This is a genomic window from Crocosphaera watsonii WH 8501 (genome assembly GCF_000167195.1).
GTDB classification, from domain to species: domain Bacteria; phylum Cyanobacteriota; class Cyanobacteriia; order Cyanobacteriales; family Microcystaceae; genus Crocosphaera; species Crocosphaera watsonii.
On record NZ_AADV02000003.1, the window covers coordinates 189,569 to 215,266 of the forward strand.

Genomic DNA, 25,698 nt, shown 5'->3' on the forward strand with positions numbered 1-25,698 from the left:
TTCCTATGAGTGACTCCTCAGAAAAAACCAACCCGAAAAAGCCAACCCCTAGCAACTGTTTAATAGGGGCTACTATTTCGGGGTCTTTGGGTTATGCACTGTACACCCTAACCGGTTCAATCATCCAAACTTTTGCCAGTAAACCCTTAACATCTTCTAATCCTTTAGTGTTAAGAATTGGATCGTTAGTGAGAACTTTAGTGACGGGTGTTGCTTCATTAGGTACATTTGTTTTTTTCTTTGTTGCCTTTGGTTTAATTTTATTAGCTATTCAATTATTAATCCAGAAAGAAGAGACAACAGAAAGCTAAATAAATATTATCAATTTCGCCAGTTATTTTGGGCTTTATCCAGTATATATTGAGAGACGGCCTTAATTTCATTTTGTGTCAGTCTTTCCTCGTAAGCTGACATATTATTTTTTCCGTAGCTAACTAAATTCATAATAGAGTCCAAGGTATCGACTTTATTTTTTTTCAATGCCTTTAATTTTAAATTCTTACCCCGTCGAATAATATTTTTCCCATTGGGATGACATCCAGCGCAGTGAATAGTAAAAATCTTCGACCCATCACTAATATCTTGGGCTATTGCTGAACTTGGGTAAAATATCAACAACAACAGTCAAAATAGTGTAAGAACAATCGAGCAAGTTTTCAATGTCATTGACCCTCGTTTAAATTGTAACACAAGCAGTTTACTTGTCACAGTCTAGAAGACTATGCTACCGATTATAAATCAAAGGTCAGCAGTATCTAGAAATAAATTTGCTCATTGAGATAAGATAGTCAATAATTGATCAATAGATAATTAACACTACATCATTTTATGGATACAAAAGCTTTTAAACGTTCCCTGCACAAATCTGGCAACTATCACCGTAAAGGGTTTGGCCACGAAACAGAAGTCATGGGGACTATGAACACAGAGTATCAAAGTTCTCTTATTCAACAAATTCGTGAGAATAATTATCAATGGCAAGAAGGAAACGTTACCATTAAACTAGCAGAGTCTTTTGGCTTTTGTTGGGGAGTGGAAAGGGCTGTTGCTATGGCCTACGAAACCGGTCAACATTTTCCACAAGAAAAAATTTGGATAACCAATGAAATTATCCATAACCCATCAGTTAATCAACGTTTGTTAGAGATGAATGTTGGTTTTATTCAAGTAATTAATGGGAGCAAAGATTTTTCAGTAGTCAACACAGGAGATGTGGTGATCTTACCTGCTTTCGGTGCAAGTGTAACCGAAATGAAGTTATTAAACGATAGAAATTGTGTCATTGTAGATACTACTTGTCCGTGGGTTTCTAAAGTTTGGAGTTCTGTAGAAAGACATAAGAAAAAAGAATACACCTCCATTATTCATGGTAAATACCGTCACGAAGAAACCGTAGCCACCAGTTCATTTGCAGGGACTTATTTAGTGGTTTTAAACCTCAAAGAAGCACAATACGTCTGTGATTATATCGTTCATGGTGGAGACAAAGAGGAATTTTTAGATAAGTTTAAAAATGCTCATTCAGAAGGATTTGATCCCGACAAAGATTTAGTAAAGTTGGGAGTGGCTAATCAAACCACCATGTTAAAAAGTGAAACAGAACAAATAGGTAAACTTTTTGAAAGCACCCTATTGAAAAAGTATGGACCCACCCAACTAAATCAGCATTTCATGAGTTTTAATACCATTTGTGATGCTACCCAAGAGCGTCAAGATGCTATGTTAAATTTAGTAGAAGAAGATGTTGATTTAATGGTAGTTATTGGGGGTTTTAATTCTTCTAATACCACTCATTTACAGGAGATTTCTATCGAAAGAGGTATACTTTCTTATCATATTGATAGCGATCAGCGTATTTTGCAGGGGAACAAAATTGAACATAAACCCTTAGAAAAAGTCATAGAAACTCAAGAAAACTGGTTGCCCGAAGGTCAAATTCTTGTTGGTGTAACCTCTGGTGCATCAACTCCAGATAAGATAGTGGAAGCAGTTATTGAGCGCATTTTTGAGGAAAAGAATGCAATGCTTTTAGTGTAATTGAACTGGTAGGGTGGGCAATTTAGATAAGTAAAAATTTCATTCAAAAAATATTGTTTAATTGCCCACCGTAACTTTATTTTATCCTTATCCTATTTTATATTTATCCATAAATATATTCATTAGGAATAAGTTAAAATACTTAATAAGCAAAGACTACAATAATTACTAATTTACTAGAATTTACCCTATTCTTTTCATCCATATTATAATGATTCTATATTACAATTATTATGAAAAAAATTCTGCGTTTTCTGGCTATCTTTGCCTTAATTATCTTAATTACTATAACGATCAACCATTACGGAGTCACACAACTGAGAACACGAGTGGAAGGGTTAGGAAACTGGGTTCCTATAGGGATCTTTCTCTTGCGCTTCACTAGCGTTGTTATTCCAGCTTTGCCAGGAACCGCCTATTCTGTCTTATCAGGGGGACTATTAGGCTTTACAAAAGGTCTTTTGGTTATTTGTCTAGCGGACTTACTATCATGTTCCTTGAGTTTTTCTCTATCTAGACGTTATGGCCGTGACTTAGTACAAAAGTTAGTAGGAACGAAATTTATCAACAAAATTGATCACTTAAGTCAAAGTCATTTAGAGCATAATTTTTTCCTATTAACTGGATTTTTAATGACAGGTTTTTTTGATTTTGTTTGTTATGGTGTGGGACTAACTCAAGCCTCTTGGCGGAAATTTGCCCCTGCTTTAGTTATCAGTATTGCTATTTCTAATCCCCCTATTGTTGCTTTAGGTGCCGGACTACTAGAAGGAGGTAAACTCTTATTAGGGTTAGCTTTACTCGGGGTTTTTGCCCTAGCTATTATTACAGGTTTAGTGCAAAGGAGTTCATCAACTATGGAAGAATAATTTGACATCCTCACCGCCCTAAAAGTGCGGTGATTCCTAAGCCTCACGATTTAGATTTCTGCTTCAATGCAGTTGCCTTCCGAGATTTACTCTCTTCAGGTCTTATACTCGCTCCACAGACTGACACCGCAAGCCCTGCGGCCAAAATATTTTGAGATGCGTTAATGTCACGGTCATGGTTCGTCCCACATTCAGGGCATTCCCATTCCCTAATATTTAACGGCAATTTATCTACAATGTAACCACAATTTCCACAGCGTTTACTACTAGGAAAATAGCGGTCAATTTTGACTAATTCTTTGCCATACCACTCACATTTGTATTCTAATTGACGGTTAAACTCTCCCCAACTGGCATCACTAATTGACCTAGCTAACTTATGGTTCTTGAGCATATTTCTAATAGCTAAGTCTTCTATAGCAATTAGGTCGTTGTCTCGCACAAGTTTAGTAGTTAGCTTGTGCAGAAGATCCTTACGAGCATCTTTAATTTGAGCGTGTACTTTAGCTACCTCTAGACTTGCTTTATATCGGTTATTTGAGCCTTTGGTTTTCCGGCTCAAAGCCTTTTGCTTTCTTCTGAGCTTTTTGTACAAGCGGTTAAACTGTTTAGGATTACCTACTTTCTCTCCGTTGCTAGTGGTGATTAAGCTAGTAATTCCTACATCAATACCTACTTTTTTGTCCGTTTTTGGTAATGGTTTGACAGTAGGATCTTTAACTAAAATTGATACAAACCAACGCCCAGATGGGTCTAGTTTAATTGTTACTGTAGATGGGGTACTATCTTGAGGTAAAAAGCGACTCCAGACTATATTTAGAGGCTCCTTACACTTAGCTAAAAATAGCTTGCCATCTCTCCATTTAAAAGCAGACTTGGTAAATTCTGCACTCCCTCCATTTCTCTTTTTCTTAAAGTTAGGATATTTGGCTCGTTTTGCCCAAAAGTTAGTAAAAGCTGTCTGAAGGTGTCTTAAACACTGTTGTAATGGAACACAACTAACTTCATTCAAAAAATCTAAATCCTCTTCCTTTTTCCACTCAGTTAACAGGCTTGATGTTTGGCTGTAACCTATTCGTTCCTGTCTTTCATACCAACCTTTGGTGCGTAGCCCTAACGCTTTGTTATACACTAAACGAACACAGCCCATTGTCCGTCGCAAGAGGTTTTCTTGGTCGGTGGTTGGGTAAAAGCGGAACTTGTAGGCACGTTCTTTCATGCCTTACATTTTAACACATTATTTGTAAGAATGCTATACTAAAAGAGCAAAGCCGTCCTTCTTGATGCAGCGCGGTCTTGGTGGTTTCCATCAAGACCGCGCTGCATCAAGAAGGACGGGGTTTCAGACCCAATTTTTCGATGAAGACTTAGGCGGGATACCTGAGTTCGGTGTTAGGAGTTAGGAGTTCGGAGTTGAAGTTTTTTCCATGAGATAACCAGGGTTTAAGACTCTTGATGTAAATCAGTTGTGTATAAATTGGCTTATGTCGAACTTAGGTGGGATATACAGTTTTAACTGTTTCTCACTTCTTTCCAAAGGTTAATATATTGTTCTTTACTTTGTTTGGATAAAGGTTCTAAAAAATCACATTTGTCAAAAATAGCTGAGTCAATAAACAACAAAGGATTATTAGTAATATCAGGCTCAAGTTCATCTTTATCTATTGTATTGATCACAGGAGAGGCAGCATCAGCAAACAAAGACATCAACCTAGCTGCTTGAGGTTGCCAGCAAAAATTAAGCCATTGTTTAGCAATTTCAGATAATTCTGTTTCTGTTTCTTTTGCTTTTGGTTTTACCCAAATATCTGACCAAATAGCAGTCCCAGAAGTGGGAACGACTGCTTTAATATTAGGACTTTTAGCCATCAAGGGAATAATTTCATTAGACCATCCTACACTTACCCAAACATCCCCCACCACTAAAGGTTGTAAATAATGTTGATCGCTATAATATTTTACTCGTTTATTGAGGTTTAAAAGTTCACTTTTTAACTCAGGTACTTCCTCTAAATTTTCTGTGTTGTAAGACTTTCCTAGCTGTTTCAAAGTCAACCCAATAATTTCTCTGGGTTGGTTTACCATAGAAATGCGATCGCTTAATCGCTCATCCCATAAATCAGACCAATCTTGGGGTTGCCAGTCCAGTTTATCAGAGCGATAAGCTATTAAAGTAGTTCCCCAACGATAAGGTGCGCCCCAAATTAAGCCATTTTCCTGTAAATTCCCTTGTCTATCCCGTTTAACTAAATTTTTCCAGCGAGAAGGTAGAGTTTGCCAATTTTCAATCTCAGCTATATCTAAGGGATCGATTAACTCTTTTTCAATGGCCTCCCCTAACCAAACATCTCCCAAAGTCACAAAATCACTAATAGAAGGAGGTGGAGGATTAATTAGGGGTATTTGGGGTAAATCTGCCAATAAACCTTTGTTTTCCTCATCTTTATCCTGCCAGGTTTCTAACAAAGAAAACAGTTCCTTTAATTGGCCTTGAGGTTTAAAATCAAGAGATGATCCTGAAGAGATTTCTTGACGAAAAAGCTTAAGCAATTGAGGGGGAACAGAACCCTTTAACAATAATACCCGTAAATCAGCACCAGAACTAGCACAACTTGATAAAAGATGTCCTAATGCTAAAATTCCTGTAGTGGTGAGAAAAGAACGACGGGTAAGCATATAATCTATTCAATAAGGGGCTAAAGATCAACCTCTAGTTTAAAATTTTTTCGCTTCTTTGACTATCAAATACGGCTGTATTGAGATTGAAATAGGAATTTCTTATCAGTAGTGGTGAAAATTAATTCAGGTATTATTTTTGGATTAATGACTTTAAATATTATTATGTTAAATATTTTGTAAAAATTTAATAATTATCGAAAATAGTTGGGTCTAAAACCCCGCCTTTTAAGGCGCATAGTTTTTGAAGCGGAGCATAAATCTCTGTTTCAAAAACAACTTCTGACTTCTGACTTCTGACTTCTGACTTGGTTAAGACCTATATGCTATACTTAAGTGATAAACGGACTTCTTATTGATTATGGTTTTTTCTTCTCTGATTCGTACCCTACAAAAATCTCCTTTAACCAAAGAATTATTGGGCAAACTTAAGGAAAATAATGAATTAGGATTAAAAGGAATTAATCGACTGCCAAAAGGGTTAGTTTCTTCTGCTTTAGCTCAGTCTAAAGAAGACAACCTATTGGTTATTTGTGCTACTTTAGAAGAAGCAGGAAGATGGACAGCACAACTAGAAATAATGGGATGGCAAACCGTCAATTTTTATCCAACATCTGAAGCATCTCCCTACGAACCTTTGAACCCTGAATCAGAAATGGTCTGGGGACAAATGCAGGTATTATCAAATCTGAATAGATTAAAAGATAATAACAATAATTATGCTATTGTTACCACTGAAAAAGCTCTACAGCCTCATTTAATACCTCCTGATATTTTTCATGACTATTGTTTAAATATACAGGAAGAAATGACAGAAAAATCAAAAGAATTTGACGGAAAATTAGTTAGATTAGGATATGAAAGGGTTAATTTAGTAGAAGTAGAAGGTCAATGGAGTCGTCGGGGTGACATTGTTGATATTTTCCCAGTTTCTTCAGAGATTCCTATCAGACTAGAATGGTTTGGAGATGAATTAGAAAAAATTAGAGAATTCGATCCATCAACTCAGCGATCGCTGGATAAATTAGAGCAAATTTTGTTAACACCTATTGGTTTTAATACAATCATTGCTAACAAAATCAAAGAGAATAACTATAATTTAGATGATTATTTATCAGAACAGGAAAAAGAAGGGATAGATAATTACAATTATCCTCCAGGAATGCAGCGATTTTTAGGAATAGCTTTCGAGGAACCTAGCTCTATTTTAGACTATTTAGAACCTAATACTCTCTGCGTTTTCGATGAAATTGAACAATGTCGCTCCCATAGTGATCGCTGGTTAGACTATATAGAAGAACAATGGGAAAATAATGAAAAATCATTACCCAAGGTTCATCGAAGTTTTGATGACTCTTTTCAGTTGGCAGAAAAATTACCTAAACTATATTTATACGAACTATCAGAAGTTAATAATAAAAACGCCTTAGATTTATCAAGTCGCCCTCTACCAACAACTCCCCATCAATTTGCTAAACTTGCAGAAATATTAAGAGGAAAACGAGAAATTTATAGTGGTATGAGTCTAAATAAATATGCCACTTGGTTAATTTCAGCGCAACCCTCTCGGACGGTTTCTCTATTGCAAGAACACGATTGTCAAGCACAATTTATTCCTAATCCTCGTGACTATCCAGCTATTAATAAGTCTCATATTCAAGATACAGCGATCGCCTTAAAATATTCAGGTTTAGCAGAATTAGAAGGATTCATTTTACCCACATTTCGTATTGTTGTAGTCACGGATAAAGAATTTTTTGGACAGCACGTTTTAGCTACAGCAGGGTATATTAGGAAGCGTCGTCGTGCTACTTCCAAAAAAGTTGACTTACAACAACTACACCAAGGGGATTATGTAGTGCATAAAAGTCATGGCATAGGTAAATTTTTGAAGTTAGAAAGTTTAGCTACCCGTGAATATTTGGTAGTACAATATGAAGACGGAATTTTGAGAATTCCCGCGGATTCTTTCGATAGTGTATCCCGTTATCGCCATACTGAATCCAAACCTCCCAAACTCCATAAAATGACAGGTAAAACCTGGCAAAAATCTAAACAAAAAGTACGTAAAAATATTAGGAAATTAGCGGTTGATCTGATAAATTTATATGCAAAAAGAGCTAAAAATATAGGGTTTACCTATCCCCTTGATACTCCCTGGCAACAGGAATTAGAAGACTCCTTCCCTTATCAACCCACCCCAGATCAACTAAAAGCGATACAAGAAGTGAAAATAGACTTAGAAAGCGATCGCCCTATGGATAGATTAGTGTGTGGTGATGTAGGTTTTGGCAAGACAGAAGTTGCTGTGAGAGCAATTTTTAAAGCCGTTACAAGTGGTCATAAACAAGTAGTATTTTTAGCTCCCACTACCATTTTAACCCAACAACACTATCATACTCTAAAAGAAAGATTTGCCCCCTATCCTATCAATATTGGACTATTAAATAGATTTCGCACTGCCTCAGAGAAAAAAGAGATTATTCAACGCTTATCCACAGGAGAATTAGATATTGTTGTTGGCACTCAGCAACTATTAGGAAAAAGTGTCAAATTTAATGACTTAGGCTTATTAGTTATAGACGAAGAACAAAGATTTGGAGTTAATCAGAAAGAGAAAATAAAAGATATGAAAAGTCATATTGATGTTCTTACTTTAAGCGCAACACCGATTCCCAGAACATTATATATGTCCTTATCAGGAATACGGGAAATGAGCTTGATTACTACGCCTCCGCCCTCTCGTCGCCCCATTAAAACCCATTTATCTCGCTATAATCCTGATGCTGTGAGAAACGCTATTCGTAATGAATTAGACAGAGGAGGACAAGTTTTTTATGTAGTTCCTAGAGTGGAAGGAATTGAAGAAGTAGCAGCCCAAATAAAGAGAATGGTTCCCAGTGCGAGAATGGCCATAGGCCATGGTCAAATGGATGTTAATGAGTTAGAAATGACCATGTTGGGGTTTAACAATGGGGATGCAGATATTCTGGTTTGTACTACCATTGTTGAGTCAGGTTTAGATATTCCTCGGGTTAATACAATCATTGTAGAAGACGCTCAAAAATTTGGTTTAGCACAACTATATCAACTTAGAGGAAGAGTAGGCAGAGCCGGAATTCAAGCACACGCTTGGTTACTCTATCCCAGTAAATCAGAACTAACAGAAACGGCACGAAAAAGACTAAGAGCTTTACAAGAATTTAGTCAACTAGGCTCGGGGTATCAATTAGCAACTCGTGACATGGAAATTCGTGGAGTTGGTAACTTATTGGGTGCCGAACAATCAGGACAAATGGAGTCTATTGGCTTTGAATTATATATGGAAATGTTACAAGAATCTATCCGAGAAATTCAAGGTCAAGAAATTCCCAAAGTAGAAGATACTCAAGTTGACTTACAATTAACTGCTTTTATTCCTACGGATTATATTCCCGATATGGAACAAAAAATGTCTGCTTATCGTGCGATCGCTGTGGCTAATTCTCAGAAAGAATTAAGCCAAATTGCAGCAGAATGGAGCGATCGCTACGGAAAATTACCAGTTCCCGTACAACAATTATTACAAGTTATTGAACTCAAACAATTAGCAAAATCTTTGGGATTTTCTCGCATTAAACCAGAAGGAAAACAACATATAGTCTTAGAAACACCAATGGAAGAACCAGCTTGGAAATTATTACAAGAAAAAATCCCCGAACATCTGCGATCGCGCTTTGTTTATAGTCCCAAAAAAGTTACTGTCAGGGGATTAGGAGTAATGAAACCTCAAAAACAACTAGAAAGTTTATTAGAATGGTTAGAAAAGATGCAAGACGCAATCAAAGTTGATAGCGAAAAATGAACAGAGAAAAAATATGTTACTCTTACAATTTAGTACGTCTCATTACTGCCGCAAAGCAAGACTAGCACTAGGTTATAAAAAAATACCTTATCAAGTCGAAAACTTAACCCCAGGATTGCATATTGTTAAACTAAAACCACTTACAGGGTTAACCACTGTCCCCGTTTTACAGCCTCAAAAAACAGGGGAACCCGAAGCGATCGCCGACTCAACTCGCATTTTTAACTATCTCGAAACCTATCAAAGCGATCGCCCTTTAATGCTATGTGATCCCAACCAACAAAACCAAGCTTTACTCTTAGAAGACTGGTTAGACGAAAGCATTGGCACAGCTACCCGTTTTGTCTATTATCATTATCGTGCAGGGGAAGGAAAATCAATTGATCCCTCCCTATCCAGTCAACTGGTGATCAACATTGTGCGTCGTCAATACGGAATAACCCCGACAACCGTAGAATTAGCCCAAAAACGCCTAGAAAACGCCATGAATGTTTTTTCTCACTGGAAAAACCAGCCTTACCTATTGGGCGATCGCTTGAGCATAGCAGACATTACAGCCGCAGCTTTACTGAGTCCCCTGGCATTAATACCCTATTATCGTCAAACCTATCCTTGGTTATTTGAAAAAATTGCTACCATTCATAATATCTGTGGGGAAGCCTTACCCCCAGGATTGTCTGCATAGGAGAAAAAATCATGGTTAATTCCTCACTTTATCGGGTCATACCCCTCAGTTTAGCCCTACAAATGATGTTTTTAGAAGCAGGGGTCGCTTTACCCCCCCCAGAGGACATTCCTGAAGAAATTTTGCGCCAAGAAATTATTACCGAAGGGCGATCGCCTTTAGATGGGGAACCACTAAGCGCGGCAGAATACGCTGAAATTAAGGAAAAATTAGCCCAACGTCCCTATCCACCTGAAATTGACTCAAAATTACAAAATCTGATTTTTTTACTAAAAATTCGCAAAATGCTAAAAACCTTTGTCCCGTTACCCATCATTCCCTGATTATGATCACAGTTGTCTTTGACAGATTGCACGACATAAGATAGGAAAAGCGAGTATAACATTATTAGAAGAAACATGAAGAGTTTAGTTTTTATAGGTAAATTATGGTGAGAATTTCAATTAACTTAGGAGTTATTCTACAAGTTAGCATAGTATTTGCCATTGCTTTCATCCTGTTGGGGGATAGAGTATTACCCAAACCTGTAGGCAAGGTAAGCACCAATACAAGGGATACCATTTATAAAGCAGTTGCCCAGTTTATCGCTGAAGAGAAAGAAGAATATAGAAGTTTAGAAGGAGATCAAGAAAAAGGAACCATTAAGATTAAATTTGAAACAACAGATGAATTTTTTAACCGAGCAGTAGAGGCAGCAGAGCAACAAGGCAAATCAAGCGAGTAAAGTTTTTCCGTTGAAGGTTGTTAGTTTAAGAAGGTTTTGGGGAATCTTAGTAAGGAGAGATAACCAAACTATCACCGTTAAGGGTGAAGATAATTACCTCACAGACCATTGAATTAACGCTTGAAAGGGAGTTTACTGTGTCAGCACATAAAATACTCGTCATTGATGATAGTAAAGTAATCCGGATGCGGGTTAAAGATATGTTGCCAGAAAGCAATTTTAGAGTCCTCGAAGCCAAAGATGGTGTTGAGGGATACAATCTCATCCGTAGTGAAAAACCAAATCTGATTATGTTGGATTTCCTGCTACCTAAAATGAGTGGTTGGGATGTGTATCAAGAAGTTCAAAAAGAATACGATCTCAAAAAAATTCCTCTTGTCTTGATGTCAGGGCGAAAAGAAGAAGTAGTTGAAAAACTAACTGAACCCTTTGAATATTTTTCTTTTATTGAAAAACCCTTTGAGAAAAAGCAGCTACTTGAGGCTATTAAAGATGCCATGGCCAAATCAAGGAAGCATCCTCAGCCCAAAGAAAAACCAGTGGCATCCTCTCAATCCACAGGGGGTACAAAGGATAGTGCTGCTATGGCCCAAGAAATTATTTATCTCCGTCAACAAGTGAGTACCATGCAAGGGGAAATTGATCTACTCAAGAAACAACTAAGACAGGTTTTGAATTTCCTCAAACAGAGAGGGTAGATATTGAATTAATATCCCCTTGCTATTGCTTGATTAGCAGGGGTTAATTAGGGTTTGCTGAAAAAGTTTCTCCAAAATTTATGCCACTTTTGACCAAGAATTTTCTGACAAATCAATAAGTTTTAGTACATAAAAATTGTTTAAAGTATAATCAAAATTAATGAAAGGCGGTTTGATGAGTTCCCCTGTTCTATTATTAGTAAATAAGGACAAAAAAAGCGACAAAAACTGCCTCAGAAGTTTAGAAAGATTGACAACTAAAAATGTAATAGCAATAGATGTAATGGAGGTTTCAGGGAGTTTTGTCATCACGAGATTTAGGCTAAATCTTCGTTTAGCTTGTCCAAACTTTCCCTCAATAGCATTACGGAAGCATTCATCGGAGTGGGCTTGTTTCTTTTCTTCTTCACTGACATTTTTCGGAGGTCTTCCTAACTTCGGACCACTGATTCTTATCCCTCTTTCCTTACACCAATTTCTGTTTTCCCTAGTTCGATAAATTTTATCTACATGGACGGATTCGGGATAATAGCCAAACGTTTCTTTATACTTTTCTACTTGTTCTTTTAAATGACAAGATTCATTGAAGTTTTCCAAACTTATTTTGTATAGAAACACATAGTTATCTACACAGCTTACTGAGAGTTTAGCTCCAAACTCTATTGGTTTTCCTACTTTTCCCCTCACTATTGGACGAATATGCGGTTGAGTTAAACTTACAATTCTTTGAGGAACACTCTGGGTCTTATTCTCCCACATTGACTGTTGTTGTTCATAAACTTTTTTGATAGTCTCTAGACAATTTTTCTGTCTTTTACTCAGATTTTCCAAGGAAGCCCCAGCTTGAATTAAGTCTTCTATATTTCCTAAATTTTTCTTAAGGTATTTTAACTGTTTCCCGATAGCTTTTCTTCTTTCTGGATAAGATACTTTTCGTTTTTTAGCTACTTTTAAGTATTCCTTTCTAGCAATTTTTCTAGAAGTTCTCGGCTTTTTTCTCAATTTTACTCTTAATGGTTTATAAAGATTATCTATTATTCTTTCTGTCTCAATTCTGGCTTGATTTAATATGCCTAAATCCGTTGGGTATTTGATGTCTGCTGGCGCACAAGTCGCATCTAAAATTAGTTTACCTTTATTTTTTATTTTTTCTCCTTTTTCTTGGAGACAATCCTTTTTTTTTACTTCTTTATCACTCTTGTCTATTTCTCTTTTTACTATTTTTTTATTGATTTTGTTTATCAATTCTCCATCAATTCTTTTCCTAAAATGAACTAGCATTGAAGATTCCAGTGGTGGCTCTTGTTGATAACAATTTAAACCTATAAAGTATTGTAGATAGGGATTTTCTCTAATCTGTTCTATAGTTTCTCTATCACTTGTTCCTAATTTTTCCTTAATAATTAATGTCCCTAATGCCATTCTAAATAGTTTGGCTGGCGCACCTTTTTCTGCTGAAAAAAGTTTAGCATATTCTTCCTCAAAATCATCCCAAGGTATCAACTCTGCCATGATTACCCAACGATTATTGGGGGACAATTTGCCCTCGAAAGGTAATTCAAATTTTTCTGGGGGCGGTAAAGGTTGCTCCTCTTTTCGATACATTTGTTCTTGACCAACAACTGGGAGGTGTTTCTACCAATTATAGCGGTTTGTAGCCGACAAAGCTGATCTTTTTTGCGATCGCGAATATGGGTGTAACTTTTTAAAGAATAGGGTTTTGCTTTTATTCAGCAAACCCTACGTAAAAATAGGGAACAATGTGTTTTATTACGTAAAAAATTGTAACATTGAGGATCAAGCTAGTGCAGTGATCAAAATCACAACAATTTAAAAAACACATATACACTAAGCAATAATTACATAATAACCTTAACTCCCTAGGATAATTCCAAACTAAGCTGATTGTATTCATTGTCAGTCTTTTGTTTTTTTTGTTCACGACTAATCTGATTAGATTTATCTTGTGCTATTCTTGAATTTATTTTCTCTATATATTTATCTTCTTTTTCAATACCAATATAATAACGATTCAGGTTTAAACAAGCGATCGCAGTTGATCCCGATCCCATAAAAGGATCTAAAACTATCATATTTTTATGACTACTTGCTCTGATAATTCTCTCTATTAATTTAACAGGTTTTTGGGTAGGATGTAACCTTTTTTCTTCATAAAAATTGATATCATTCCAAACATCCGTTAACCCCATTTCTATATTGAAAGTGCTTGAAATATCTTCATAAGGATAATTAAATTCTAAGACATTTTCTAATTTTTCCCACATTTCTCTAGTGGGAACTTGAGCTAATATATTATTACCTGTATATAATGACCACATTCCACCCCCATTAGATTTTACTCCCAATCTTTTGTTAATTTCTAGGGCAGTTAATCCTAATTCTTTTTGTCTTTGTTTGAGAAAATTTTCAATAAAAGGACGACTATCATAAATAAAGAATAATAAACTTTCTGTCACATTAGGAAACATCTTATGATTTTTAGTAGCACGTCCTCCAATAGCTTTAATTCCTTTGTCTATGATAATTTGTTGTCTAAAATTAAACCCTAATTTTATGATAGGTTCATACAAATAAAATAAGTTTCTTAGATAACCAAATAAATATAAACTACCCGACAATTTAATAACTCTAGCAATTTCAGTCAGCCATTGTAAACACCATTTCTGATAATCTTCTTCCGTGCGCCATTGATAATCCCATTTTTGTTGTACAACTTTCCAATAAGGAGGATCAAGAACAATTAAGTCAATACTTTTATCCGGTAATTCTTGTAATATTTCCAGACAATCACCCTTTATAATTTTATTAATATGTTTCATTTTTGATAGACATTACTTTTACAGAATCAAACATTGTAGGGTGGGCAAACTATAATATAGCAATCAGTTATCAGTTGTGAGAACTAAGTGAATTCTGATCCCCCCAACCCCCCTTATTAAGGGGGGAACTAAAGGGGGGATCTCCACGTTCTCATGAATCATTCCTGATTGCTATATATAATATTATCATGAACAAGATTGATTTATTTTGCCCACCGAAACCATTAATTAGTTTCACTTTGTGGTAGAGAAGGACGAAAACATAAATAAACTAAAGTTCCCAACAGAGGAATTAAACTAATTACCCAAAATAGAGTATTACTGTCAATATTTCGCCGTAACATATCATCCCTGATAATAAGAGGAAAAATTAAACAGAGACATAATAAATCTAAACTCATGACATTAATAAAACGTCTGCTTTGCCATTCAGAAACAAAGTCTACCCAACTTCCAGAGATAGCCCCCCAAAAAACAAAAACCAGCAAAGTTATGGTTAAAAGGAGATGTAAAAACCGAGAATCACTAAGTTTAATAAATAGATTTTTCTCACCGCTAAATTTTGGGTTAGGTTCTCGTAAAATAAAATAAGGTAAAATGGCAAAAGTACCCAGTGCTAAACCTGTGATCGCAAACGGCCAAGCGACAATTTTTTGCTCTCTACCATCAATGAATAAAAGATTAGCATAAAGAACAGTAACCAAGCCAATACTATTAAAAACACTAATAATTAAAGGGTTAATATTATCCCAGTTTCCTGTTGAAAGATTTTGGATCAATTCTATGGTATCTGGTTGGCCAGGAGGTGCCAATAAAAACCCATAAATAAGAAATCCAACCCAAAGCAAACTCATAAAAATTTTGCTAATCATTACCAGACTCTCAATATAACTACAATAAATCAGCTTTTACTGATTACTATAGCGTTTCTCGGACTCAATATGTACACCTAATATCGCGCCTCCGAACTCCGAACTCCGAACTCCGAACTCCTAACTCCTAACACTAGAAAACTCTGTATCTCACAAGTATGAGAAGTGCTATATATCATTGTTTTAATTGCTCAATAATTCCCTGAGAATAACCGATTAATTCCTTAACCTTTCCTTCTACCTTCTCAAGCCTTTCCCCAGTCGTTTTCTCCTGACGAGAAGACGTTAAAAATAATAAATCTGTTCCTAACAACCTTAAATTTTTATAAATTTCTGTTTGTGCCGATCTCAACAAGGGAATTGCGTTACAATCTAACTCATCCAGGCTTACACTGAGAATCTGTTGCTGAAAAATAGTTTGGACCTGCTCATAAGTAGTTTTGATCGCTATCATGTCTATATCTTCAGTTAAGACCAGATTTTGCAGTTTTACGAGCTTAAGCAAAAGCTCTTGATAAAACTGATGATAAAATTTCAGTAACATGGGACACCATATTAAGTTAGAATTTGTAAATTAATATTAAACTTTCTGAGAGACTTTAACCAATCTGAATCTGTCCTTAAACTGAAATTATTAAAATATGTCCTTCCTTTAGACAGTTTGGATATAACTGATGGTAAAAACAGGGTAGAACTAAGCATAACTAACGGTTTGACCCCTGAGACTTTACCATCAGAGAAGCATAAGCGTTAAAGCCACCCTACTGCCCATTTCCGTATCCATCCTTTTTCTGTAGACTTCGAGCTTGATCCTCCTATGAACGCAGTTACTTTTCCTGACAGTAAACCCCAAAATCTCACCCTTCCCGACTGGTTAAACCAGTGTTTGCTCTCCCATGAGTCAGACAAAACCAACTCAGATGTAGACTTAATATGTCGAGCCTTTAATTTTGCGTACCAACTCCACGAAGGACAAACCCGTAAGTCAGGAGAGCCTTATATTGCCCATCCTGTGGCCGTTGCTGGTATTTTAAGAGAATTAGGAGGAGACAAAGCCATGATCGCCGCTGGTTTCCTCCATGATGTAGTAGAAGATACGGATGTCACCGTAGAAGATATAGAACAGAGGTTTGGTCAAGAAGTAGCCTTATTAGTAGAAGGAGTAACCAAACTCTCAAAATTTAACTTTTCCAATAAAACAGAACAGCAGGCCGAAAACTTTAGACGGATGTTTTTAGCCATGGCCAAAGATATTCGTGTCATTGTGGTGAAATTAAGCGATCGCCTCCACAATATGCGTACTCTAGAACCCCTCAGACCGGATAAACAGAGACGCATTGCCCTGGAAACCAAAGAAATATTTGCTCCCTTAGCTAACCGTCTAGGTATTTGGCGGGTAAAGTGGGAATTAGAAGATTTATCCTTCAAATATCTAGAATCAGAAGACTATAGAAAAATTCAAAATTTCGTCTCAGAAAAACGCATAGATCGCGAAACTCGTATAGAAACCGTTAAAAAGCTTCTCTCTAAGCGACTCGATACTATGGGTATCCAAGTGGAAGAGTTACAAGGAAGGCCCAAGCATCTCTACGGAATCTATTGCAAAATGCAGCGTCAAAACAAAGGATTTCATGAAATTTACGACCTTGCAGCCTTAAGGATCATAGTTAAAACCAATGAAGAATGTTATCGATCCTTAGCAGTGGTTCACGACCTCTTTAAACCCATGCCGGGTCGGTTTAAAGACTATATTGGACTCCCCAAACCCAACCTTTATCAATCCTTACATACAACGGTAGTGGGACTCAATGGCCGTCCCTTAGAAATTCAAATTCGTACCCTAGAGATGCACCATATCGCCGAATATGGAATTGCAGCACACTGGAAATATAAAGAAACTGGAGGCTCCGATCATACTCAGTTCTCCGACGAAGACGAAAAATTTACCTGGTTACGACAACTTCTAGACTGGCAAAATGACCTCAAAGACGATCAAGAATATGTAGACAACCTCAAAGATAACCTTTTTGATGATGATGTGTATGTATTTACCCCCAATGGGGATGTGATCGCCCTAGCAAGGGGAGCAACCGCCGTAGACTTCGCCTATCGCATCCACACAGAAGTAGGTAACCAGATGAAAGGGGCCAGAATTAATGGGAGATGGTCTGTTTTAGATCAACCCCTACAAAATGGGGATATTGTGGAAATTATTACCCAAAAGAACTGTCATCCCAGTTTAGACTGGTTAAACTTTGTTGTTACTCCCACGGCCCGTAACCGTATCCGTCAGTGGTTTAAGCGATCGCGTCGAGAGGAAAACATGGCTAGGGGACGGGAAATCTTAGAAAAAGAATTGGGCAAAAATGGCTTTGAAGCTTTATTAAAGTCTGAACCCATGCTAACCGTCGCCCAAAAGTGTAACTACCAATCAGTGGATGATTTATTAGCAGGTTTAGGTTATGGAGGTATCACCCTCAACCAAGTGGTTAACCGTGTCAGAGAAGTAACAGTCACTCAGCAAAAAGAAGAAGACTCAGACATAGCCCTACCTACCGCGTCTCCTTCTCCCTCCTGTCCCACTAAACCCAATAAATCCCCCATTTTAGGAGTAGAAGGGCTAGTTTATCATATTGCAGGTTGTTGTACTCCCCTGCCCGGAGACCCCATTATTGGCGTAGTCACTAGAGGAAACCGAGGTATCTCTATCCATAGCCAAAGTTGTTCTAATATCGAAAATATCCCAGGAGAACAATTTATTCCCGTGCGCTGGAATACCTTAGATGATAACGGGGGTGCAGCTACTTATCCCGTAGATGTACAAATCGAAGTCTTAGATCGTGTTGGGGTTTTCAAAGATATTTTATTACGGTTGAGTGACCATCATGTTAACGTTTGCGACGCAGGGGTGAAAACCGGACGCAATAAACCCGCTACCATCAATTTACGCATCGAAATCCGTAATCGTCAACAGTTAGAATACATCATTAATCGTATTAGTAATATGAGCGATGTTCTCCATATTCACCGAGTTAATGGCGTTGATTTTTGAACAATGGACAATGGATAGATAGTAGGGTGGGTTAGGTGCGACTTTAATTGTTATAAAAACTTATGATGTTTTTATCTGCACCGTAACCTACTATTCTAAAATATTACTGATAATTTAATTTATTTAGAGGTAATATAGCCTTTCTCGGATTCATGAGGTACACCTAACATCTAACTCCTAACTCCGAACTCCTAACTCCGAACTCCTAAAACTAGAAAACTATGTACCTCACAAGTATGGGAACTGCTATAGTTATGGTTAACTCTTTAGAAATCAAATTTGAATCTTTTAAACTCACAGATGAACAATTTTATCAACTGTGTCAAGATAATCGGGATCTTAGGTTTGAAAGAAATATCAATGGAGATATGGTAATTATGCCACCAACGGGAGGAGAAACTAGCAATAGAAACCTCAGAATTATACAACAATTAGGAATATGGACAGATAAAAATCAAACCGGGATAGCTTTTGATTCTTCAGGAGGGTTTAAGCTTCCCAACGGTGCCGATAGATCCCCTGATGCTGCTTGGATACCTAAAAAAAAGTGGGAAAATTTAACCCAAGAACAACGTCAAAAATTCTTACCTTTATGTCCTGATTTTGTCGTAGAATTGCGTTCACCTAGTGATAATTTAAAGTCCTTACAAAAAAAGATGCAAGAATACATAGAAAATGGGACAAAATTAGCATGGTTAATTAATCGTCAAGATCAACAGGTCGAAATTTATAGACAAGGACAAGAAGTAGAAATATTAAATAATCCTCAAACATTATCAGGAGAAGATGTGTTAGTGGATTTTGTCTTAGAATTAGAAAAAATCTGGTAATATATTAAGCGAGAAATCAAACTAAAAATTATGATGATGTCTATAGATAAATTAACGCCATGAACAAAGTACAAATTTATACCGACGGGGCTTGTTCTGGCAACCCAGGGAAAGGCGGTTACGGGATTATTTTAGCCTACAATGAACACCGAAAAGAACTCTCCGGCGGTTATCGTTTAACCACTAATAACCGTATGGAAATGATGGCCGCTATTATTGCCCTCGAAGCCCTAAATAAACCCTGTGATGTAATTTTATATACTGATTCCCGTTATGTAGTCGATGCTATTACCAAAGGATGGGCTAAAAAATGGCAAGCCAATGATTGGCAAAGAAACAAAAAAGAACAAGCCAAGAATCCTGATTTATGGCAAAGATTATTAGACCTATGTGAACAACATCAAGTAGAATTTGTCTGGGTTAAAGGTCACGCCGGACACCCCGAAAATGAACAATGCGATCGCTTAGCAGTGGCCGCTTGTCAAGAAGTAGAATTATCCATTGATGCAGTTTATGAAGAGCAAAAGTAACTAATTTAACAATTGCTTAAGATAACTTTTCATAAATCCATAACTTGTAACAGATAATCAGCGAAATGAATTCCCTTCCTTGTACAATAGGATAGAGAAGATTGGGAAAAAATTATGAACGATAATGCGACCTCTACTCAGCGAAACGCTGATAAAGTAGAAATCTCTATTAACATTGATGCAGAAGTTCTAGAACAAATTAAACACCTGACCAATGATCCTAGTCGCATTATTGAAACAGCGATTAAGCAATGGTTAAACGGGGAACGAGATAGAGATGATGATTTAACTCGTACCTTTCGCCGTAACCCCTCCTTACCACCGCGAGGAGAATGGAACGATTAACAGTTTAGGACGCAGGGTTTGCGTCCTGCTTTTATGCTAATTTGGCTCGCCAATGGTATGAATATCAAGGAAACTGGTACTTCTGGCTTGTCTCAAGGGTAAACCCCCCAAAATCAAAACTTGATCCCTTTTAGTTACGAAATTTCTCTCTAACAATAAGGAGTCCATCTGTTTAACTAAGTCTTCTAAGGTTAAGTCATCGTATTCAAACAGAACCGGACGTACTCCCCAAACTAGGTTAAGACGGTGATAAACCTCTATGCTAGGAGTCAAAGCTACCACGGGAACCTTGGGACGCTCAGCAGCAGCTAATTTGGCTGAATATCCTGTTTCTGTCAAGGCTACAATACATTGCAGATCCAGCACTTGATCCACAGCATTGATCGCCTCCGATAAAGCATGAGCCTTATCTCGATTTCTTGGGGGATAATTAGCAAAGGTAATTTCCGGCTCAACATCACGGGCAATACTGGCTAACATATTCACCGCTTGCACAGGAAAATCTCCAACCGCTGACTCTCCTGAAAGCATAACTGCATCAGTACCATCAATAATAGCATTGGCTACATCGCTGGCTTCGGCACGGGTAGGGCGAGGGTTACGAATCATACTATCTAACATTTGCGTCGCAGTGATCACGGGGATGCCTTTTTGATTAGACATCCGAATAATACGCTTTTGCAACAAGGGAACCTTCTCAGGGCGCATCTCCACCCCTAAGTCTCCACGGGCTACCATAATGGCATTACATTCATCCACGATCGCCTCTAAATGTTCTATGGCCTGGGGTTTTTCGATTTTCGCTAACACCGGAATATCTACATTTCTCTCTGCTAAAAAGGCTTTGAGGGTTTGGATATCGGCTGCTTGACGAACAAAACTCAGGGAAATGATATCCACTCCTTGGGAAATACCAAATTCCAAGTCTTTTTTATCCTTTTCTGTCATAGAAGGCAGTCGTAAATTCAAAGAGGGAAAGTTAACCCCTTTATGACTTTTGAGAATGCCCCCTTCAATGACTTTACAAGTCACTGCTTTGCCTTCCACGGTTTCTACCCCTAACTCTAGTAGGCCATCGTCTAACAAAACTTGTGTCCCAGGTTGGGCTTCTTCGGCTACATAAGGATAATCGATCCCCACGGTATTCTCTTGCCCCTTCCATTCTTCTAACCCAGATTCCGCACTTCAAAAAGTAGCATTAAATACTACAAGCCTGGGGTTAATAATTAAGTATAATTGCTTAAGCTCTTGAAGACAAAAAAGTGGGATAATTGCTTAAGTTGTTTCCTCTGTAAAAAAAGAGCGAAAAATGTCTTATTTAGAAGAAATACAAGTTAAAAATTTAGACCATTTAGGGATAGTAGCTGGTTTAATTGATGAAATAGGAATAGTCAAAATAATTAATAATAAATTAGGAATAGATGTTAGAGAAAAAATCTCAGCAGGTACAGTAGTTAAGTCTATTTTAATCAATGGACTAGGATTTGTTTCAAGACCTCTATATTTATTCAGTCAGTTTTTTCAAGATAAAGCCATTGAGAAATTGTTAGGAGAAAGAATTAAACCTGATTACCTTAATGATGATAAAATTGGGAGAGTAATGGATGAATTATATAAATATGGACTAAATGATATTTTTATTGAAGTAGTTTTAGAAGTAATTAAAAAATTTAAAATAGACCTTAAATACTCCCATTTAGATTCCACATCATTTCATTTAGATGGAGAATATAAAAGGGAAGAAGATAAAGAGAAACAGGAAGAAGAAAAAATTATTAAAGAAAGACCAATTTTTATTAAGAAAGGATATTCTCGGGATCATAGACCAGACTTAAAACAATGTGTCTTGGATTTAATAACAAGCCAAGATGGAGATATTCCATTATTTGTGAGAGTAGGAGATGGAAATGAATCTGATAAAGCTGTATTTGGAAAAGTTTTAGTAGAATTCAAAAAGCAAATAAAGTTTGATAGTATCATGGTTTGTGATAGTGCTTTATATGGTTAAGAAAATCTCCAACTAATCCAACATTTAAAATGGATAACGAGAGTTCCAATGACCATAAAAAAAGCAAAAGAATTAGTGCAAAATATAGAGGTGGAAGAAGTAAAAGATGAAGATAAAGAAAAAAGAAGTGACCTAAATTTAGAAAGTTATACCTGGAAAGAAGAAATTGTTACTTATGGTGGAATCAAGCAAACTTGGTTAATAGTCTTGAGTGAAAAAAGACAGAAAAGTGATTTGGAAAAACTAGAAAAACAACTTTCCCAAGAAGAGAAGAAATCCCAAAAATTTCTTAAAGAAATACAATCTGAAGAATTTGAACATCCTCAAGCTGCTCGATATAAATTAAAAGCTATTAATAAAAAATTGAGATTGTTGGAAATAAAAGAAGTTGAACTGACTGAAACTTACTCGAAAAAAAAGGAAAAGATTTATAAAATGATTAGTCTGATCATCAAAAAAGATGAAGAGATAAGTAGAAAGACTAAAGAAGCAGGAAAATTTATTTTAGCAACTAACTTAGTAGAGGAAAATAAATTAGAAGCTAGTGAAATTCTGATAACTTATAAAAACCAGCAATCTACGGAAAGAGGATTTCGATTTTTGAAAGATCCCTTATTTTTTACTGATAGTTTCTTCGTTGAAAAACCAGAAAGAATAGAAACAATGTTATTTTTAATGTCTTTGTGTTTGTTGATTTATAACTTGGGGCAAAGAGAATTAAGAAATTGTTTAAAAAGAGTCAAAAAAGGAATAAATAATCAAGTAGGGAAAGTAACATTGCGTCCGACTTTGAGGTGGATATTTCAATGTTTTCAAGGTATTCATTATGTGATTTTAAACGGAGTTAAACAAATTGTCAATTTAACAGAAGAAAGGCGTTTTATATTGAGTTTATTACCTGCATCTTGTCAAAGATATTATCTATAAATTGAATTGGATAAAGCAAAAATAATAAAAGAATAAGAGTCTAATGATATCAAATGAGAAGAGGAAACTCTCCTTCGTTTGTGCTGAGTCTTGCTAAGTTTTCAATGAGTATAAATCTTCTTAATTTGATTATTTTTCCTAAAAATTTAATGAAAAGAGAAATATTCTTGCCCAGGTATGATTTTCGGACTTTTTAAAACTATGTATTTTTTTATACTACATTTTGAAGTGCGGAATCTGGGTTACAAGGAACCAACTTAACTGCCAGTCAAATTCGCTTTATAGAAACCATTATTGACCATTTAACCCAGAATGGTGTCATGGATGTGGGATTACTCTATGAAACTCCCTTTATGGATCTACATTATGAAGGTTTAGATGGTGTCTTTGGAGATACAGACGCTTCAGAGATTGTTGAGTTAGTGCAATCTTTCAATGAGACAGTAGGCGCAATGTTTGAAATAGCGTGACATCCTCCCCACCTTACCGAATAATTAATAATTAATAGTTAATAGTTAATAATTAAGAGTTGATATAGTAATCAGTTATCAGTTGTGAGAATTAAGTGAATTATGATCCCCCCAACCCCCCTGCCCCCCTTACAAAGGGGGGAACTGAAGGGGGGATCTCGACGTTCTCATGAATCATTCGGTGATTGTTATAGTCAATAATTAATTATTAATTGCTGAAAGTAATGTCATAATCTTTATTTGTACTGCTATAGTTAATAGGGAGCTTGTTTACATTCAAATGTATAATTATTAAAATCATGAAGTAACCGAGGTTCACTAAGTTGATTAGAACTTTTAAGTTTTACTTGATAAAGACAACCGTTTTCTGCATAATAAATTGATTTATCCAACCATTCTGCCCATTCCCAGTCTGGATAAACTAATAATTTTCCTGTTTGATTGTAAACAATATGTTCATCCCAATAACAACCTTTTCCTGGAGGTGAACCGACTTGTTCATGACCTATTTTTTGTAACATCCATTGCTTAGATAGTTCTTTTTGAAAGATAGTTTCACTGTTTAAATATGCTTTTTCTGAACTTTCAATTAGCTTCCAACCATCCCTTTGCAGTCGATTATAATAAACATTCAGACACTCCCCACCATAATAGTTAGGGGGACGATAATTTGTATTTCTTTTAACTGCCTTCGTATCAAAAAAGTGATAATTATTCTTATCAAAAACTAATTCAAAATCATGACCATAAGGACCATCATTTAACCAATAAGAATTATTATTCACAAATAAACCCCCACCAAACCAACAGTCACCTTTAGGAAAAAAGGCGATCGCTTTTAACCAGGGTACTCTTGCAATAGTAGTCCATGATCCCACACCTCTACCCCATTGCCCATTCATAGCAAAATATATCCAGTATTTTCCATCAGGAGATATATCGGATCTTCTTTCATAAATGCGTCCTTTTAACCATTGAGATACCCGAAAACTATTACTTTTTCTATCCCAACCAATAATACAAGTTTGTTTAGATGGGCCTCTTCTAATAATAAGAGCTTTTTGGCTTTTTCTCGCAATAAGAATATGGAGTCTGGCAGGGAATTTTTCTTGTGTCATGGTCTTAAAAAGATTAACATAAATAATAATTTATAACTTTATTTTATTGTTAGATATTTTGGATCAATATAATCAACTAACCAAACACCATTATCAGAACAATAAAAAATACATCCATCCTCAGACATTTGTTGAGCCTTAATAACAAAAATAACTGGTTTTCCACGACGAGAACCAACTTTTAAAGCTGTTTCTTTTCTTTCGGATAAATGGACATGATGACGAGCCATTTTTTTTAGTCCTTCTTTGAGAATTGTTTTAACAACTTTTTGGTGGGTTCCATGATACAAAATTACAGGAGGAATTAAAGGCTCTAACTGTAAATCAATATTAACACTATGACCTTGATTAGCTCTAATTTTTGTTTTTGCTTCATTAAAAGAGAATCGTTGTTTATCATTATCTTTAACCACTGTTTCTAAATCACTAAATGTTAGAGTAAATTTAGTGTTTTGACAAGCTTTGAGTAATTTTTCTGTTGAGATCCAGCCACCAGGTTCTAACTCTAATCCCAACTTTTCAGGAGCATGGCGTAAATGATAAGATAAGAAGCGACTGATTTTAATTAATTGTTGTGATTGCATTTTCTTATTAGCTAAGGAGTTTCTGTGAACATAGAAAAACTGGGGTTTCTCGATCATGTTGACCATAACCTAATATATAATAGTCATTTTGCCATTTAAAAACACTATATTCTATCAGGTCTAACTTTATTTTTGTGATATATTTGTGATTATAATTCACAGGTTGACCAATTTCTTTAATTAATTTACTTTTGATTTTTTCATATTTTTGCTTATATACTTCGTATAAACTATCAAGGTCAATGTTCTCGTCTAACCATTCTGTTTGGTCTATAATCTTGACTTCACTTTGATTTTTTAGAATATCAAATACTAACATGGTGTAGAAAAAAATAATAAAATAGTATAATTATGTCTCAATATATAGATTTTTCATTTAAGTTTTGAGAATTGTAAGTAGTCAAGGCTTTAGCCTTGATGATGACTATCTTTCTGGTCCTAAAGGACTAACTACAAACTTACATTTATTTTTACCTACCTACTTAACACAAGCAGGATAGTTATTACAGCCTAGAAGACTGTGTTACTATTTGCACGTTAAATGTAAATACTATGGACTCAAACAAGGATCAATTTTTTGCTAAAATGT

At 36.0% G+C, this 25,698-nt stretch carries 22 protein-coding genes and 2 pseudogenes; 14 read left to right on the plus strand and 10 right to left on the minus strand.

The genetic code is table 11. The features are described from left to right. Positions 1-5: 5 nt before the first annotated feature. Positions 6-311: a DUF3082 domain-containing protein gene (locus CWATDRAFT_RS07975; RefSeq protein ID WP_035825477.1), complete on the plus strand. Its 306-nt coding sequence runs from the start codon at positions 6-8 to the stop codon at positions 309-311. A 10-nt stretch (positions 312-321) separates the two neighbouring features. On the opposite strand, the gene CWATDRAFT_RS07980 is transcribed toward CWATDRAFT_RS07975, so the two are convergent. Continuing rightward, positions 322-621 carry a c-type cytochrome gene (locus CWATDRAFT_RS07980; RefSeq protein WP_007304522.1) on the minus strand — a complete coding sequence of 100 codons (300 nt, stop codon included), beginning with the start codon at positions 619-621 and terminating at the stop codon, positions 322-324. A gap of 207 nt (positions 622-828) precedes the next feature. On the opposite strand from CWATDRAFT_RS07980, the gene CWATDRAFT_RS07985 reads away from it, so the two are divergent. Both CWATDRAFT_RS07985 and CWATDRAFT_RS07990 read left to right on the plus strand, forming a co-directional pair. Next, positions 829-2,037: a 4-hydroxy-3-methylbut-2-enyl diphosphate reductase gene (locus CWATDRAFT_RS07985; RefSeq protein WP_007304523.1), complete on the plus strand. Its 1,209-nt coding sequence runs from the start codon at positions 829-831 to the stop codon at positions 2,035-2,037. Between the two features lie 233 nt (positions 2,038-2,270). Continuing rightward, positions 2,271-2,906 (plus strand): TVP38/TMEM64 family protein, encoded by a 636-nt coding sequence (locus CWATDRAFT_RS07990; protein ID WP_007304524.1) that lies wholly within the window; start codon positions 2,271-2,273, stop codon positions 2,904-2,906. Between the two features lie 43 nt (positions 2,907-2,949). Here the strand turns inward: CWATDRAFT_RS07990 and CWATDRAFT_RS07995 are convergent, their stop codons facing one another. Both CWATDRAFT_RS07995 and CWATDRAFT_RS08000 read right to left on the minus strand, forming a co-directional pair. Beyond that, positions 2,950-4,125: an RNA-guided endonuclease InsQ/TnpB family protein gene (locus tag CWATDRAFT_RS07995; protein WP_007304525.1), complete on the minus strand. Its 1,176-nt coding sequence runs from the start codon at positions 4,123-4,125 to the stop codon at positions 2,950-2,952. Between the two features lie 293 nt (positions 4,126-4,418). Beyond that, a complete protein-coding gene (locus tag CWATDRAFT_RS08000) occupies positions 4,419-5,582 on the minus strand; it encodes an extracellular solute-binding protein (RefSeq protein ID WP_007304526.1) in 1,164 nt (387 codons plus the stop codon). A gap of 361 nt (positions 5,583-5,943) precedes the next feature. On the opposite strand from CWATDRAFT_RS08000, the gene mfd reads away from it, so the two are divergent. The 5 genes from mfd to CWATDRAFT_RS08025 all read left to right on the plus strand — a co-directional run bounded on the left by mfd (position 5,944) and on the right by CWATDRAFT_RS08025 (position 11,533). Beyond that, positions 5,944-9,426, plus strand: coding sequence for a transcription-repair coupling factor (mfd, locus tag CWATDRAFT_RS08005; protein ID WP_007304527.1), 3,483 nt, complete (start codon positions 5,944-5,946; stop codon positions 9,424-9,426). Positions 9,427-9,439: 13 nt separating this feature from the next. Then, entirely contained in the window at positions 9,440-10,111 is a 672-nt protein-coding gene (locus CWATDRAFT_RS08010) for a glutathione S-transferase family protein (RefSeq protein WP_007304528.1), read from the plus strand. Between the two features lie 11 nt (positions 10,112-10,122). Then, positions 10,123-10,434 carry a hypothetical protein gene (locus CWATDRAFT_RS08015; RefSeq protein ID WP_007304529.1) on the plus strand — a complete coding sequence of 104 codons (312 nt, stop codon included), beginning with the start codon at positions 10,123-10,125 and terminating at the stop codon, positions 10,432-10,434. Positions 10,435-10,538: 104 nt separating this feature from the next. Continuing rightward, the gene (locus CWATDRAFT_RS08020; RefSeq protein WP_007304530.1) at positions 10,539-10,835 is read left to right on the plus strand and encodes a hypothetical protein; all 297 of its coding nucleotides are present in this window, start codon (positions 10,539-10,541) and stop codon (positions 10,833-10,835) included. 137 nt (positions 10,836-10,972) lie between these two features. Next, positions 10,973-11,533 carry a response regulator gene (locus tag CWATDRAFT_RS08025; protein ID WP_007304531.1) on the plus strand — a complete coding sequence of 187 codons (561 nt, stop codon included), beginning with the start codon at positions 10,973-10,975 and terminating at the stop codon, positions 11,531-11,533. A gap of 78 nt (positions 11,534-11,611) precedes the next feature. Here CWATDRAFT_RS08025 and CWATDRAFT_RS08030 read toward each other — a convergent pair whose 3' ends face one another. From CWATDRAFT_RS08030 to patD, 4 genes are all read right to left on the minus strand, one after another. Beyond that, complete coding sequence (locus tag CWATDRAFT_RS08030) at positions 11,612-13,138, minus strand: IS5-like element ISCwa2 family transposase (protein ID WP_007304532.1); 1,527 nt, start codon at positions 13,136-13,138, stop codon at positions 11,612-11,614. Positions 13,139-13,413: 275 nt separating this feature from the next. Next, positions 13,414-14,373 carry a DNA-methyltransferase gene (locus CWATDRAFT_RS08035; RefSeq protein WP_007304533.1) on the minus strand — a complete coding sequence of 320 codons (960 nt, stop codon included), beginning with the start codon at positions 14,371-14,373 and terminating at the stop codon, positions 13,414-13,416. 224 nt (positions 14,374-14,597) lie between these two features. Next, complete coding sequence (locus tag CWATDRAFT_RS08040) at positions 14,598-15,245, minus strand: hypothetical protein (protein ID WP_007304534.1); 648 nt, start codon at positions 15,243-15,245, stop codon at positions 14,598-14,600. Positions 15,246-15,420: 175 nt separating this feature from the next. After that, on the minus strand, positions 15,421-15,789 hold the full coding sequence (patD, locus tag CWATDRAFT_RS08045; protein WP_007304535.1) for a heterocyst frequency control protein PatD: 369 nt from the start codon (positions 15,787-15,789) through the stop codon (positions 15,421-15,423). Between the two features lie 273 nt (positions 15,790-16,062). Here patD and CWATDRAFT_RS08050 point away from each other — a divergent pair, with 273 nt between their 5' ends. The 4 genes from CWATDRAFT_RS08050 to CWATDRAFT_RS08065 all read left to right on the plus strand — a co-directional run bounded on the left by CWATDRAFT_RS08050 (position 16,063) and on the right by CWATDRAFT_RS08065 (position 20,002). Further along, positions 16,063-18,297 (plus strand): RelA/SpoT family protein, encoded by a 2,235-nt coding sequence (locus tag CWATDRAFT_RS08050; RefSeq protein ID WP_007304536.1) that lies wholly within the window; start codon positions 16,063-16,065, stop codon positions 18,295-18,297. Between the two features lie 254 nt (positions 18,298-18,551). Beyond that, on the plus strand, positions 18,552-19,127 hold the full coding sequence (locus tag CWATDRAFT_RS08055) for a Uma2 family endonuclease (protein ID WP_007304537.1): 576 nt from the start codon (positions 18,552-18,554) through the stop codon (positions 19,125-19,127). A 59-nt stretch (positions 19,128-19,186) separates the two neighbouring features. Beyond that, on the plus strand, positions 19,187-19,657 hold the full coding sequence (rnhA, locus tag CWATDRAFT_RS08060; protein WP_007304538.1) for a ribonuclease HI: 471 nt from the start codon (positions 19,187-19,189) through the stop codon (positions 19,655-19,657). A gap of 114 nt (positions 19,658-19,771) precedes the next feature. After that, the gene (locus CWATDRAFT_RS08065; protein WP_007304539.1) at positions 19,772-20,002 is read left to right on the plus strand and encodes a type II toxin-antitoxin system CcdA family antitoxin; all 231 of its coding nucleotides are present in this window, start codon (positions 19,772-19,774) and stop codon (positions 20,000-20,002) included. Between the two features lie 36 nt (positions 20,003-20,038). Here CWATDRAFT_RS08065 and pyk read toward each other — a convergent pair. Continuing rightward, positions 20,039-21,172 (minus strand): annotated as a pseudogene (gene pyk / locus CWATDRAFT_RS08070) (pyruvate kinase); the annotation flags it as partial. A gap of 139 nt (positions 21,173-21,311) precedes the next feature. Here pyk and CWATDRAFT_RS08075 point away from each other — a divergent pair. Beyond that, positions 21,312-22,937 (plus strand): annotated as a pseudogene (locus CWATDRAFT_RS08075) (IS1634-like element ISCwa1 family transposase). A 293-nt stretch (positions 22,938-23,230) separates the two neighbouring features. After that, on the plus strand, positions 23,231-23,407 hold the full coding sequence (locus tag CWATDRAFT_RS33135) for a hypothetical protein (RefSeq protein WP_232287045.1): 177 nt from the start codon (positions 23,231-23,233) through the stop codon (positions 23,405-23,407). Between the two features lie 254 nt (positions 23,408-23,661). Here the strand turns inward: CWATDRAFT_RS33135 and CWATDRAFT_RS08080 are convergent, their stop codons facing one another. Together CWATDRAFT_RS08080 and CWATDRAFT_RS08085 are read right to left on the minus strand one after the other, a co-directional pair. After that, positions 23,662-24,525, minus strand: a complete 864-nt coding sequence (locus CWATDRAFT_RS08080; RefSeq protein WP_007304543.1) for a hypothetical protein — start codon at positions 24,523-24,525, stop codon at positions 23,662-23,664. Positions 24,526-24,563: 38 nt separating this feature from the next. Further along, a complete protein-coding gene (locus tag CWATDRAFT_RS08085; RefSeq protein WP_042711323.1) occupies positions 24,564-25,109 on the minus strand; it encodes an RNA 2'-phosphotransferase in 546 nt (181 codons plus the stop codon). Positions 25,110-25,698 lie beyond the last annotated feature (589 nt).